Annotated in this window: 10 protein-coding genes and 1 pseudogene; 7 read left to right on the top strand and 4 right to left on the bottom strand. The window is 73.1% G+C overall.

From position 1 onward, the window contains the following. Positions 1-239: 239 nt before the first annotated feature. On the top strand, positions 240-683 hold the full coding sequence (locus tag ESG85_RS17290; RefSeq protein WP_128980352.1) for a MarR family winged helix-turn-helix transcriptional regulator: 444 nt from the start codon (positions 240-242) through the stop codon (positions 681-683). 119 nt (positions 684-802) lie between these two features. Then, positions 803-3,736: an FAD-binding and (Fe-S)-binding domain-containing protein gene (locus ESG85_RS17285; protein WP_128980303.1), complete on the top strand. Its 2,934-nt coding sequence runs from the start codon at positions 803-805 to the stop codon at positions 3,734-3,736. A 321-nt stretch (positions 3,737-4,057) separates the two neighbouring features. On the opposite strand, the gene ESG85_RS17275 is transcribed toward ESG85_RS17285, so the two are convergent. Further along, the gene (locus tag ESG85_RS17275; RefSeq protein WP_342781357.1) at positions 4,058-5,659 is read right to left on the bottom strand and encodes a peptide-N4-asparagine amidase; all 1,602 of its coding nucleotides are present in this window, start codon (positions 5,657-5,659) and stop codon (positions 4,058-4,060) included. Positions 5,660-5,841: 182 nt separating this feature from the next. On the opposite strand from ESG85_RS17275, the pseudogene ESG85_RS35930 reads away from it, so the two are divergent. Further along, positions 5,842-6,081, top strand: a pseudogene (locus ESG85_RS35930) (ABC transporter ATP-binding protein); the annotation flags it as partial. Positions 6,082-6,334: 253 nt separating this feature from the next. On the opposite strand, the gene ESG85_RS17265 reads toward ESG85_RS35930, so the two are convergent. Then, on the bottom strand, positions 6,335-7,126 hold the full coding sequence (locus ESG85_RS17265; RefSeq protein WP_128980298.1) for a metal-dependent hydrolase: 792 nt from the start codon (positions 7,124-7,126) through the stop codon (positions 6,335-6,337). Between the two features lie 95 nt (positions 7,127-7,221). Here ESG85_RS17265 and ESG85_RS17260 point away from each other — a divergent pair, with 95 nt between their 5' ends. Then, a complete protein-coding gene (locus tag ESG85_RS17260) occupies positions 7,222-9,795 on the top strand; it encodes a DEAD/DEAH box helicase (RefSeq protein WP_128980297.1) in 2,574 nt (857 codons plus the stop codon). Positions 9,796-9,872: 77 nt separating this feature from the next. Beyond that, positions 9,873-10,736: an acyl-CoA thioesterase gene (locus ESG85_RS17255; protein ID WP_128980296.1), complete on the top strand. Its 864-nt coding sequence runs from the start codon at positions 9,873-9,875 to the stop codon at positions 10,734-10,736. Between the two features lie 21 nt (positions 10,737-10,757). Here the strand turns inward: ESG85_RS17255 and ESG85_RS17250 are convergent, their stop codons facing one another. Beyond that, positions 10,758-10,967, bottom strand: coding sequence for a DUF6011 domain-containing protein (locus tag ESG85_RS17250; RefSeq protein ID WP_128980293.1), 210 nt, complete (start codon positions 10,965-10,967; stop codon positions 10,758-10,760). A 39-nt stretch (positions 10,968-11,006) separates the two neighbouring features. On the opposite strand from ESG85_RS17250, the gene ESG85_RS17245 reads away from it, so the two are divergent. Continuing rightward, positions 11,007-11,489, top strand: coding sequence for a glutathione peroxidase (locus ESG85_RS17245; RefSeq protein WP_128980291.1), 483 nt, complete (start codon positions 11,007-11,009; stop codon positions 11,487-11,489). Further along, entirely contained in the window at positions 11,482-12,249 is a 768-nt protein-coding gene (locus tag ESG85_RS17240; RefSeq protein WP_128980289.1) for a putative protein N(5)-glutamine methyltransferase, read from the top strand. Before ESG85_RS17245 ends, ESG85_RS17240 begins: the two co-directional genes overlap by 8 nt. A gap of 25 nt (positions 12,250-12,274) precedes the next feature. Here ESG85_RS17240 and ESG85_RS17235 read toward each other — a convergent pair whose 3' ends face one another. After that, positions 12,275-13,645 carry a cytochrome P450 gene (locus ESG85_RS17235; RefSeq protein ID WP_128980286.1) on the bottom strand — a complete coding sequence of 457 codons (1,371 nt, stop codon included), beginning with the start codon at positions 13,643-13,645 and terminating at the stop codon, positions 12,275-12,277. Between the last annotated feature and the right edge of the window lie 88 nt (positions 13,646-13,733).

Here is a 13,733-nt window from a genome sequence, read left to right as displayed (position 1 = left end):
GGGTTCGGTGACGGTACGGTCGGAGCATAGCTCATTGTTACCTATACTCACAATGAACATGGTCCTGATAGTGTTCCCTCATGAGCACCCCGGCCACTTCCGGCGCCCCCACCGGCTCCGGCGCCTCCGCCGCCACCGGCCCTGCTGCCTCCGCCCCCGCCTCCCCCGGGGCCACTGCCGCCTCCGCCTCCCCCACCTCTTCCCCGGCCTCTGCCGCCGTCGGCACTCCCGCCGGCCCTCTGGGCGCGCCCGATCCCGACGGTCTCCTCGCCGAGCAGCTGCTGCGGCTGACCCGGCGGCTCCACCGCATCCAGAAGCGCCACCTGGAGCCGGTCGGGATCACGCCCGCGCAGTCCCGGCTGCTGCGGACGGTCGCGCACTACCCCGCCCCGCCCCGGATGGCCGATCTCGCGGCCCGCCTCGAGGTCGTCCCGCGCGCGGTGACCAGTCTCGTCGACGGCCTGGAGGCGTCGGGTCGGGTGCGCCGGGTGCCCGACCCGAGCAACCGCCGGGTGGTCCGGATCGAGCTGACCGACGCCGGTCGCGACACACTGAGGGAGCTGCGCAGCGCGCGCCGGGAGGCCGCAGAGGACATCCTGGCTCCACTGACCGTCGAACAGCGCGAGGTGCTCGGAGGTCTGCTGTCCGCTCTGGTCGACCGCGGTCCGGAGCCCGTCTGCTGACACGGTCCGGCCGTCCGCCGAAACGGCCGGAGCCCGTCCGCCGACCCGGCCCTGAGCCCGTCCGCCGACACCGGGGCAGCGGGAGCGGGGCACGGTCGCGCCGGAGGGGAGCCCTGGCCATGCCTGTACGGGAGCCGAATCCGCAGACCCTGCGAGCCGGGACGAAACGACGGGCGGCGCCCGACCGGGTGCCCGACCTCCAGGCCCGGGGCACCCAGAAGCACCTGCGCGAGGAGCTGATCGCCCTCCTCGGTCCCGAGAAGGTGCTGTCCAAGGTCTCCGATCTGGTCCGCTACGCCTCCGACGCGAGCCCCTACCGCTTCGTGCCGCAGGTCGTCGTGGTGGCCGAGGACGTCGACGACGTGTCGGCCGTGCTCTCGTACGCCCGCGGCAAGGGCCGCGAGGTCGTGTTCCGGGCCGCCGGGACCAGCCTCAACGGGCAGGCGCAGGGCGAGGACATCCTGGTGGACGTGCGCCGCCACTGGGTGGGCGTCGAGGTCCTCGACGACGGCGCCCGCGCGCGGATCCGTCCCGGCACGACCGTCGTCCGGGCGAACGCGGCGCTCGCGCCGTACGGCCGGGTGCTCGGCCCCGACCCGGCCAGCGCGGTCGCCTGCACGATCGGCGGGGTCGTCGCCAACAACGCCTCGGGCATGACGGCGGGCATCACCCGGAACTCGTACCGCACGGTCGCCTCGCTCACCTTCGTGCTGCCGAGCGGCACCGTCGTCGACACCGCCGACCCGGCCGCCGAGGAGGAGCTGGCGCGCGCGGAGCCCCGGCTGTGCGCCGGGCTGACGGCGCTGAAGGCGGAGATCGAGGCGGACCCGGAGCTGACGGCCCGGATCCGCGCCAAGCACACGATCAAGAACACCAACGGCTACCGGCTGGACGCCTTCCTCGACGGCGCCGGCCCGGTGGAGATCCTGCGCGGTCTGATGGTGGGCTCCGAGGGCACCCTGGGCTTCATCTCCGAGGTCGTCTTCGACACCGTGCCCCTGGACCGCAGGGTCTCCACGGCGCTGCTGTTCTTCCCCTCGCTGCCGGCCGCCGCGGCCGCCGTGCCCCGCTTCACCGAGGCGGGCGCGCTCGCCGTGGAACTGATGGACGGCAACACGCTGCGCGCCACGGCCGGCGTGCCGGGCGTGCCGGCCGACTGGGCGGAGCTGCCGAAGGAGACGGCGGCGCTGCTCGTGGAATTCCGGGCACCGGACGAGGCCGGGCAGCGGGCCTGCGAGGAGGCGGCGGCCGGGGCCCTCGCGCACCTCCGGCTCGTCGCCCCGGTCGCCTCCGTCGTCTCCTCCGGAAACGCCTTCACCCGCGACCCGGGCACCATCGCCGGCTACTGGAAGGCGCGCAGGGCCTTCGTGACGGCGGTCGGCGGCTCCCGCCCCTCCGGTACGACCCTGATCACGGAGGACTTCGCCGTGCCGCCGGCCCGGCTCGCCGAGGCCTGCGCGGAGCTGCTCGACCTCCAGGCCCGGCACGGCTTCGACGCGGCCGTCGCCGGTCACGCCGCCCACGGCAACCTGCACTTCCTGCTCGCCTTCGACGCCGGCGACCCGGCCGACGTGGAGCGCTACGCGTCGTTCATGGACGAGTTCTGCAACATGACCGTGGAGCGCTTCGACGGCTCGCTCAAGGCGGAGCACGCCACGGGCCGCAACATCGCGCCCTTCCTGGAACTGGAGTGGGGCCCCAAGGCGACCGAACTGATGTGGCGGACCAAGGAGGTCATCGACCCGGACGGGCTGCTCGCGCCCCGGATCGTGCTCGACCGCGACCCGCAGGCGCACCTGCGCGGCCTGAAGACCCTCCCGACCGTGGAGCGGGTCGCCGACCCGTGCATCGAGTGCGGCTTCTGCGAACCCGTCTGTCCCAGCGGGGATCTGACGACCAGTCCGCGCCAGCGGATCGTGCTGCGGCGGGAGATGATGCGCCAGGCCGACGGTTCGCCGGTGGAGACCGGTCTCCTCGAGTCGTACGGCTACGACGCGGTCGACACCTGCGCCGGTGACTCCACCTGTGCGCTGGCCTGCCCGGTCGGCATCGACACGGGCGCGATGATGAGGGAGTTCCGGCGTCGGCGGCACTCCCCGCGCGAGGAGGCGGTCGCCACGCTCGCCGCGCACGACTTCCGCGCCGTGGAGACCTCCGTGCGGCTCGCGGTGGCGACGGCGGCCCGGCTCGGCGACCGGTTCATGGAGTCGGCCACCGGACTGGCGCGCAAGGCCATGCGGTCGGGCCTGGTGCCGGAGTGGCTGCCCGAGATCCCGGGCGCCGCGCCCCGCAGGCTCCCGCGCACCCACCGGCCGGCCGCGGCGGCGGTCTACTACCCGGCCTGCGTGAACCGGATCTTCGGCAACCCGGACGGGCTCGCGGGCCCGTCGCTGCCGGAGGCGGTGGTGGCGCTGTCCGCCCGGGCGGGGCGGCCGGTGTGGATCCCGGACGACGTGGCCGGCACCTGCTGCGCGACGATCTGGCACTCCAAGGGCTTCGAGCGCGGCAACGGGGTGATGGCCAACCGGATCGTCGAGGCGGCCTGGGGCTGGACGGCCGGCGGCCGGCTGCCCCTGGTCGTCGACGCGTCCTCCTGCGCGCTCGGCCTCGCGCGCGACGTGGTTCCGTACCTCACGGACGACAACCGGGAGTTGCACGCGGAGCTCACGGTCGTGGACTCCCTCGTGTGGGCGGCGGACGAGCTGCTGCCACGGCTCGACGTGCGGCACCGGGTCGGCTCCGCGGTGGTGCATCCGACCTGCTCCATGCGGCACCTGGGCGACGAGGACCGGCTGACGGCGCTCGCCGGGGCCTGCGCCGAGGAGGTCGTCGTCCCCGTCGACGCCGGCTGCTGCGGCTTCGCGGGCGACCGCGGCATGCTCCATCCCGAGCTGACCTCCGCCGCCACGGCGCGCGAGGCGGCGGAGGTCACCGCCCGGCCCTTCGACGCGCACCTCTCGGCCAACCGCATGTGCGAGGTCGGCATGGAGCGCGCCACGGGCCGTACGTACCACTCGGCGCTGATCGCGCTGGAACGGGCGACCCGTCCATGACCCGCGACGCCCCGGCGAGGCGCCCGCGCCCGGATCCGGCCCGGACGGCGGACGGGCAGACGTGCCGGGTGAAAGGCTCCGACGCCGTGATCACGCCGTTCTCTGCGTGATCGTTCCCCTGCTTCAGGCTCCTGCTCGAACGCGATGCGGCAGCGTTCCGCCCGATCGGCCACCTGCCCCAGGTACCCGCGCATGACCTCGTAGGGGACGACGCGCTCGTCAGGGTTCCGGAGGCGGACGGTCGGTCGCAGATTCGGGTGCTCGTCCGGACATGCGTCACCAGGAAGGCGGCGGCCCGCCCCGGGCACCTCCCGGTCGGGTTCAGCAGCGCCGCAGGTCCTCGACCAGGGTGCCCTGGACGGTCGTCAGGGAGCGGTCGTAGCAGCCGTCGGAGCCGTAGCGGCGGTAGCGCTCGGTGCTGGTGCCGACCGCGTGCCGCTCCTCGCGCGGGACGCCGAGGGTGAAGGCGGCGTCGCCGGTGTACGTGTCGTCGAGCCGGGACCAGGACAGCCGCTCGCCGGCGCGGACCACGTCGACGGAGGCGCGGCCGCCGACGGTCAGCACCGTCCGCAGCCGGTTGTCGGCCGAGACGGTGATCTCGCCGTCCATGACGTACGCGCGGTGGGTGCGGGTGGCGGTCCGGCCGACGGTCACCGTCTCGTCGTCGGTCCAGCGCGCGGTGAGCGCGTCCGGGTTCTCGTCGGCGCCCCAGCGGTGCGTGGAGCTGTGGCCGACGGTGCGGGTGACGGTGGTGGCGACCCGGCCGTGCGAGGTGTTCAGGTGGCCGGCGACGGTCAGGGTGTGGCCGCCCGTGGTGTCGACGCGGTCGGGCGAACCGGGCGTGTGCACCGAGGAGTTGCGCGGGGTGCCGGACTCGTGCCGGTCGAGGGCGCCGGTGACGACGGCCCGGCCCTCGTCCTGCCAGAGCAGCACGTTGGCGGGGACGCTCCAGCCGGACTGGCCGGCGGGGACGCCGGCCACGGAGACCTCGATCCGGTGGGCCAGGCCGTCGTTGAGGAGCGCCGCGAAGGGCGTGAGGTCGTAGACGATCGGCTGGACGTCGAAGGCGCGCGGCGCGGGGGTCACGTACCAGAGGAAGGGGTTGGACCAGCCGCCGGTCCACACGTGCGGGAAGGGCGCGGCGATGCCGGCGAGCTTCCCGTCGACGGAGATCCGCACTTCCCGGTACGGGCCGTCGGTGGCCTTGCAGGAGTAGGGCGCGGCGTCGGGGACGGTGAGGTACCAGAACTCCTCGCAGCCGCCGCCGGAGCCGGTGGCGTACACCTCGGCGAGGATCCGTTCGGTGTTGCGCGGGGTGGTGAGGGTGGCGCCGGTGAGCGGCAGGACGCGGTCGGGGGTGTTCGCGGCGGGTCGCACGCCGCCCTGGGCGGTGTGGAAGGTCAGGGTGACGCGGACGTCGATGACGCCGGTGTAGGTCTCGTTGACGACGTTTCCGATGAGCATCTCGACGGGCTGCGGCCGGCTGAGGGTCTCGCGGTAGCGGGTGACGTCCTTCTCGACGGACCAGGCGATGCCGTCGGGCGAGGGCTCGGGCGTGGAGGTGCGGAGGATCTCGACGCCGCCGACGGCGAGGTGGCCGAGGCGGTCGTACTGGCGGCCCTTCACCGTGCCTTCGAGGCGCAGGACCACCTTGTTCCAGCGGGTGCCGCACTCCTTCGGCGGGGTGTAACTCCCCTTGTACGGCGTGAAGTCGCGGAACCGGGCGGCGGCGAGGGTGACCCGGCAGGTGCGGGTGCCGGGGGTGGTGACCGGCGGCGCGGCGGTGACCGGGTCGTGCCAGTCGGTGCCGAACTCGGCCGGCGGGGTCGGGGCCTCGTCCGCGTGCGCCGCGGGGGCGGCGAGCAGCATTCCGGCGGCCAGGGTGAGGCCGCTGATCATGCTCATGATCTTCCGTTGTCTCATGGGCCGTGAGTGAAGCGCGGGCCTCGGGACGCGGTCCAGAGGGCGGGGCCCGGCTTGGCCGGATGTGTTCCCGGGTGCCGGAAAATCGTTTGCCGGTGCCGACCGGGCGGGGCCGGCCTGGAGCGGTTCGACTTCACGTGACCGACCGGTCCACGGCATCGGCCGAGAGCGCCGGGAACATCATGCAGATTCGCGATCTACCGTATGCCGACCCCGGGGTGCCGGACGTCCGCTCGGGTTCCCGGTTCCTCCCCTGGCTGGGCAGGGAACAGCTGGGCGGGCACGTGAGGTGTCTGCTGTGGGGCCTGCTCCTGCAGCTCGGCATCGCCGGCCTGCCGCTCGGCGTCGGTGTCGCCGTGCAGGCGGTCGTGGACCGCGACGGCGGCCGGCTGGGTCTCGGCATCGGGCGGCTCGCACGGCTGACCGGGAGCGACCCGGGTCCGGCCGGGATCCGGGAGGGCCCGCCCCGGCCGGGAGCCGTGCGGACCGCGGCAGGCCGTTCCTTCCTGATCCGGGTCGGACCCGGCCAAGCTCCGGAAGAGGCGGCCCTGGTCCGGTCCGGCGGATCAGGACCGGACAGACCCTGGTCCGGTCCGGCGGATCAGGGTCGGACAGGCCCTGGTCCGGTCCGGCGGATCAGGGTCGGGGCCGCGCCCCCGACCCGCCGGACGGGCGTTAGAAGAAGCCCAGCGCCGACGCGCCGCCCACCCCGCCGAGGAGCATGAAGGCCGGCATCAGCACCTTCAGCTCGACCCAGCTGCCGGCCCGGAAGCGCATGGCCTTCGGCGGTCCGATCGGGTACCAGCGCTTGCGGCCCACCGGGATGGGCCAGAGGATCGGGCAGCCGGAGACGGTCAGGGCGTCGCCGATGTCGTGGACCAGGGCGCCGAGCACGATCGGCAGGCCCAGCCACAGGTACTCCTGGCCGGGGCCGGTGAAGAGCCAGTCGGAGCCGTGGCCCGGCTGGTCCAGGACGCCGGCGAGGATCCAGGCGCTGGTCGCGCCGAGCAGCCACACCAGGACGTCGCTGGACATCCGCGCCGCCCGCCACAGCAGGCCCTCGACCGCCAGGACGAGGTGGACGAAGAGGATCGCCAGGACCGCCCAGCGCCCGCCGGTCACGGCGGCGACCGAGGCGCCGGCGCCGATCAGGACGGCCCAGACCCAGGTGTGGGTGAGGGTGCGGTGGCCGCCGGACCGGCGGGGGTCGGCGGAGGAGCGGGTGGCCTTGTAGACGGCGTACGACAGCTTGTCGACGATCTCGCACAGCCCCCGCGAGACGGGTCCGAAGGCGCGCGAGATGGTCGCGGCCTTGTGGTCGAGGTCGGGCGCGAGGGCCGCACCGGCGCAGATGAGCGCCCCGACGACCAGAACCGGCCACGGCATCGGATGGTCGAAGGCCGCCGCTGCCGCTCCGACGCCCAGCCAGGCCGCCGCTCCGGACAGCGAGTGCGCCGGTCCCATCATGGTCGTTCCCCGCCCCATTCCTCGCGCGCCGGCGCCCAGTTGACGCACGGTCGCGCGCCGGCCGCACGGCCGGTCGACGGGCCAGCCTATCGTCCGTGATCTTCGATCCGGTGGCCGGTTCCCTCATCCGTGCGGAATCCAGGCAAGATGGGGGCGTGACCCTTATCGATCAGCTGCCGCCGACCGCCGACCCCGATGCCCTCTTCGAGGCCTTCTCCTCATGGGCGGAGGACCGGGGCATCACGCTCTACCCGGCCCAGGAGGAGGCGCTGATCGAGGTGGTCTCCGGGGCCAACGTGATCCTTTCCACGCCGACCGGCTCGGGAAAGTCGCTGGTCGCGGCGGGTGCACACTTCACGGCGCTGGCCAACGACCAGGTCACCTTCTACACGGCGCCGATCAAGGCGCTGGTGTCGGAGAAGTTCTTCGACCTGTGCAAGATCTTCGGCACGGAGAACGTCGGCATGCTGACCGGCGACGCCTCCGTGAACGCGGACGCGCCGGTCATCTGCTGCACCGCCGAGGTCCTGGCGTCGATCGCGCTGCGCGACGGCAAGGACGCCGACATCGGCCAGGTCGTGATGGACGAGTTCCACTTCTACGCGGAGCAGGACCGCGGCTGGGCGTGGCAGATCCCGATCCTGGAGCTTCCGCAGGCCCAGTTCGTCCTCATGTCGGCGACGCTCGGCGACGTGTCGATGTTCGAGCAGGACCTGACCCGCCGCACCGGCCGCCCGACCGCAGTGGTCCGCTCGGCGACCCGGCCGGTCCCGCTGTCGTACGAGTACCGGCTCACGCCGATCACCGACACCCTGACCGAGCTGCTGGAGACGAAGCAGGCGCCCGTCTACATCGTCCACTTCACGCAGGCGCAGGCCGTGGAGCGGGCGCAGTCGCTGATGAGCATCAACATGTGCTCGCGCGAGGAGAAGGACGCCATCGCCGAGATGATCGGCAACTTCCGCTTCACCACGAAGTTCGGCAAGAACCTGTCGCGTTACGTCCGGCACGGCATCGGCGTGCACCACGCGGGCATGCTGCCGAAGTACCGGCGTCTGGTGGAGAAGCTGGCGCAGGCGGGCCTGCTGAAGGTCATCTGCGGCACCGACACGCTCGGCGTCGGCGTCAACGTGCCCATCCGCACGGTGCTGTTCACCGCGCTGACCAAGTACGACGGCAACCGGGTACGCACGCTGCGGGCCCGGGAGTTCCACCAGATCGCGGGCCGTGCGGGCCGGGCCGGCTTCGACACCGCCGGTTTCGTGGTGGCGCAGGCGCCCGAGCACGTCATCGAGAACGAGAAGGCGCTCGCGAAGGCCGGCGACGATCCGAAGAAGCGCCGCAAGGTGGTCCGCAAGAAGGCGCCCGAGGGCTTCGTCGGCTGGACCGAGAACAGCTTCGAGAAGCTGATCGCCTCCGAGCCGGAGCCGCTGACCTCCCGCTTCCGGGTCACGCACACCATGCTGCTGTCGGTGATCGCCCGGCCGGGCAACGCCTTCGACGCGATGCGCAAGCTCCTGGAGGACAACCACGAGCCGCGGAAGAACCAGCTGCGGCACATCCGCCGGGCCATCGCGATCTACCGCTCGCTGCTCGACGGCGGTGTCGTGGAGCGGCTGGACACCCCGGACGCCGAGGGCCGCACGATCCGGCTGACCGTGGACCTCCAGCAGGACTTCGCGCTGAACCAGCCGCTGTCGACGTTCGCGCTCGCCGCGTTCGACCTGCTGGACCCGGAGTCGCCGTCGTACGCCCTGGACATGGTGTCGGTGGTGGAGTCCACGCTGGACGACCCGCGGCAGATCCTGGCGGCGCAGCAGAACAAGGCGCGCGGCGAGGCGGTCGGCGCGATGAAGGCCGACGGGGTCGAGTACGAGGAGCGCATGGAGCGGCTCCAGGAGATCTCGTACCCGAAGCCGCTCGAGGAGCTGCTGTGGCACGCGTACAACGTCTACCGGAAGTCACACCCGTGGGTCGGTGACCACCCGGTGTCGCCGAAGTCGGTCATCCGTGACATGTACGAACGGGCGCTGTCGTTCACGGAGTTCACCTCCTTCTACGAGCTGGCGCGGACCGAGGGCATCGTGCTGCGCTATCTCGCGAGCGCGTACAAGGCGCTGGACCACACCATTCCGGACGACCTGAAGACGGAGGACCTGGAGGACCTGATCGCCTGGCTGGGCGAGATGGTGCGGCAGGTCGACTCCTCGCTGCTCGACGAGTGGGAGCAGCTGGCGAACCCGGAGATCCAGACCGCCGAGGAGGCGCAGGAGCAGGCCGACCAGGTCAAGCCGGTCACCGCGAACGCGCGCGCGTTCCGGGTCCTGGTGCGCAACGCGATGTTCCGCCGGGTGGAGCTGGCGGCCCTGGACCACGTGGACGAGCTGGGCGAGCTGGACGCGGAGTCCGGCTGGGACGCGGACGCGTGGGGCGAGGCGATGGACGCGTACTGGGACGAGTACGACGACCTCGGCACCGGCCCCGACGCGCGCGGCCCGAAGCTGCTGTCCATCGAGGAGGACCCCGAGCACGGCCTCTGGCGCGTCCGGCAGACCTTCGCCGACCCGAACGGCGACCATGACTGGGGCATCAGCGCGGAGGTGGACCTGGCGGCCTCGGACGAGGAGGGCCGCGCGGTGGTCCGTGTGACGTCGGTCGGACAGCTGTAGTCGGCTCCCGTCGGCCGCGGTCGGCTGTCGTCGGCCGCCCTGGGCCGTAGTCGGACATCCCCTGGAGGAGGAGCAAGGTGGCGAACCCCGCCGAGAGGCTCGTGGATCTGCTCGATCTGGAGCGGATCGAGGTGAACATCTTCCGCGGCCGCAGCCCGCAGGAGTCGCTCCAGCGGGTCTTCGGCGGGCAGGTCGCGGGCCAGGCCCTGGTGGCGGCCGGGCGGACCGTGGACGACGAGCGGCCGGTGCACTCGCTGCACGCCTACTTCCTGCGGCCGGGCCGCCCGGGCGTGCCGATCGTCTACCAGGTGGAGCGGGTGCGCGACGGGCGTTCGTTCACCACCCGGCGGGTGACGGCGGTGCAGGAGGGCCGGACGATCTTCAATCTGACGGCCTCCTTCCACCTGCCGGAGGAGGGCGCGTTCGAGCACCAGCTGCCACCGCGGCACCTCACCGACCCGGAGAGCCTGCCGAAGCTCGCGGACGAGATCCGCGACCACCTGGGCGTACTGCCGGAGGCGCTGGAGCGGATGGCCCGCCGCCAGCCCTTCGACATCCGCTACGTGGACCGGCTGCGCTGGACGAAGGCCGAGGTGACGGACGGGGACCCGCGCAGCGCGGTGTGGATGCGGGCGGTGGGCCCGCTGGGCGACGACCCGCTGGTGCACACCTGCGCCCTCACGTACGCCTCGGACATGACCCTGCTCGACGCCGTCCGCATCCCCGTCGAGCCGCTGTGGGGTCCTCGCGGCTTCGACATGGCGTCCCTGGACCACGCGATGTGGTTCCACCGCCCCTTCCGGGCCGACGAGTGGTTCCTGTACGACCAGGAGTCGCCGATCGCGACGGGCGGCCGGGGCCTGGCCCGGGGCCGGATCTACGACCGCGAGGGACGGCTGCTGGTGTCGGTGGTGCAGGAGGGCCTGTTCCGGAAGCTGTAGGACTGCCGGGCGGCAGGGTCCTCAGGTGCCCGGCAGGGTGTCCTGGTCCACCTCGTGACGGCGGGTGCGGATGTCCGGGCCCGCCGGGTGGAGTTTGGCGTCGCAGGCCGGGCCGAGGCCGGTGCGGCGGGACTCCGGTCCGGTCAGGGGGCGGCCGCAGAGGCGGCAGCGGATCCGGCGGGGCTCGGCGGACGCGGAATCGATCTCGATTGCCAGTGGTTCGTCTCCCATACTGAGATCAAACCCCATCGGTGTGACAAGGAGCCTTCCATGAGCTTGTACGACATCCCCTTGACGACCCTGTCCGGCGACCCGGTCTCCCTCGCGGACTTCCGCGACAAGGCCGTCCTCGTGGTCAACGTGGCCTCCAAGTGCGGTCTGACGCCGCAGTACGAGGGCCTGGAGCGGTTGCAGAAGGCGTACGGGGAGCGCGGCTTCACCGTGCTCGGCGTGCCGTGCAACCAGTTCGCCGGGCAGGAGCCGGGCAGCGCGGAGGAGATCGAGACCTTCTGCTCGACGACGTACGGGGTGAGCTTCCCGCTCCTCGCGAAGGCCGAGGTCAACGGCGCCGGGCGGCACCCGCTGTACGCGGAGCTGACCAAGGTCGCGGACGCCGGGGGCGAGGCCGGGGACGTGCAGTGGAACTTCGAGAAGTTCCTCATCGGGCGGGACGGAGCGGTCACCCGCTTCCGGCCGCGCACCGAGCCGGAGGCCGCGGAGATCGTCGACGCCATCGAGGCGCATCTTGCCTGACCTGGGGGTGGTGGAGCGGCTGCGGGCCGCGGGCTGCGTCTTCGCCGAGGAGGAGGCGGAGCTGCTGCGGGCGGCCGCGAGCGGTCCGGACGAGCTCGACGCGATGGTCGGCCGGCGGGCCGGCGGGCTGCCGCTGGAGCACGTGGTGGGCTGGGCGGAGTTCGCCGGGCTGCGGATCGAGGTCGACGGCGGGGTGTTCGTGCCGCGGCGGCGCACGGAGTTCCTGGTCGGCCGGGCGGTGGCGCTGGCCCGCCCGGGCGCCGTCTGTGTCGACCTGTGCTGCGGCTCGGGCGCGGCGGGCGCGGTGCTGCTCGCCTCCGTCCCGGACGCCGAGGTGCACGCCTCCGACATCGAGCCGGCCGCGGTGCGCTGCGCCCGGCGCAACATCGAGCCGCGCGGCGGCCGGGTGTACGAGGGCGACCTGTTCGAGCCGCTGCCGGGCGCGCTGCGCGGCCGGATCGAGGTGCTGGTCGCGAACGTGCCGTACGTGCCGAGCGAGGATGTGGCCCTGCTGCCGCCCGAGGCCCGCGATCACGAGCCGCTGGTGGCCCTGGACGGGGGCGCGGACGGCCTGGACGTGCTGCGCCGGGTCGCGGCCGGGGCGGCACAGTGGCTGGCCCCCGGCGGCCGGCTCCTGGTGGAGACCAGCGAGCGCCAGGCCGGCGAGGCCGTGGCGGCGGTCACCGCACACGGCCTCGGGGCCGAGATCCTGGAGGACGAGGAGCTGTACGCCACGGTGCTGGTGGCGACCCGCCCGTAGCGCGGCCCGCGTCCGGTACGCACCGTCAGGGGGTACGCGGCTTCAGGCGGCAGCGCGCCGGGCCGAGGGCCTGCAGGGTGATCGCGGATCCCACGGGCACGTGGGTGTCGATCGCCTCCAGCTCGAATTCCTGGAGGATCATCGCCAGCGCGATCACCGACTCCAGCATGGAGAAGTGCTGTCCGATGCAGGCCCGCGGACCGCCGCCGAACGGGAAGTACGCGTAGCGCGGGCGCCCGGCCTCGCGTTCCGGCAGGAAGCGGTCCGGGTCGAAGCGCTCGGGATCGTCCCAGTAGCGGGGGTGGCGGTGGGTCACCCAGGAGGAGACGATCACGTCCGCGCCGGCCGGGATCAGGTGGCCGCCGATCTCGACGGCCTCGACGGCCCGGCGCCCGATGGCCGGGGCGGCCGGGAACAGCCGCATGGCCTCCTTCAGGACCTGGGTGAGGTACGGCAGCTTGTCGAGGTCGGCGGCGCCGGGCGTGCGGCCGGCCAGGACCCGGTCCAGCTCCTCGTGGGCGAGCCGCTGCTGCTCGGGGTGGCGGCCGAGCAGGTGGAGGGCGAAGCCGAGCGAGGTGGCGGTGGTCTCGTGCCCCGCGAGCAGGAACACCAGGACCTGCTCGCGCAGTTCGGACGGGTCGAAGCCGCCGTCCTCGTCGCCCGCGGCCGCCAGCAGGGTCAGCAGGTCGCGTCCCTGGACGGCGTCCGGGCCGGCGGCGCGCCGCTCGGCGATGATCCGGTCGCAGACGGCGTACAGCTCCTCGTGCGCGACGGCCGCCCGCCGGTTGCCGGGCAGCGGCCAGGAACGCGGTGGCTTGCGCGGCGAGTAGCCGCGCCGGGAGACGTAGTCGCCGAGCACCGGGAAGCAGCGCTCGACGATGCCGACGGCGGCGTCGACGTCGGTGCCGAAGAGGATGCGGGCGACGGCGCGCAGCGCGAATCCGGTCATCTCGTGGACGACGTCGACGGTCCCGGTGCCCGCGGCGCGCCAGCCGTCGGTGAGCCGGGCGACCTCGTCGGCGACGGCGGAGGCGTAGGTGTCGACGCTGCGGCGGGTGAACAGCGGCTGGACGAGCCGGCGTTGGCGCAGGTAGTCGCCGTCCTGGCTGGTCAGCAGGCCGTTGCCGAAGGACTCGCGGATCTCCTGGTAGAAGGCGTTGTCCTTGCGGAAGTTGGCGGCGTCTCCGGCGAGCACCTGCTGGGCGCCCTCGGCGGAGAACACGCAGTGGACGACGCCCCGGAAGCCGGGCGGTCCCGCGGAGATCCGGACGACGTCTCCGTGGTCGCGCCGGGCCTTGAGGAAGGTGCCGAGCGAGTCGTTCTTCAGGTCGAGCAGCGAGCCGAGCAGCGGAAGTCCGGTGAGCTCGGGTATGGCCGGGGCGTGGGTGGTCGCCATCGTGCTGTTCCCCCTCGTGAGCGTCGGTGGCGCGGTCGATTCTGCCGCACGGGGCCATCTGCCGGTAGGAGGCGCGGGAGCCGTCTCC

This window comes from Streptomyces roseicoloratus (assembly GCF_004117935.1).
Classification (GTDB): domain Bacteria; phylum Actinomycetota; class Actinomycetes; order Streptomycetales; family Streptomycetaceae; genus Streptomyces; species Streptomyces roseicoloratus.
The sequence above is the reverse complement of the archived record's forward strand: the minus strand, read 5'-3'. Positions and strand labels throughout refer to the sequence as shown.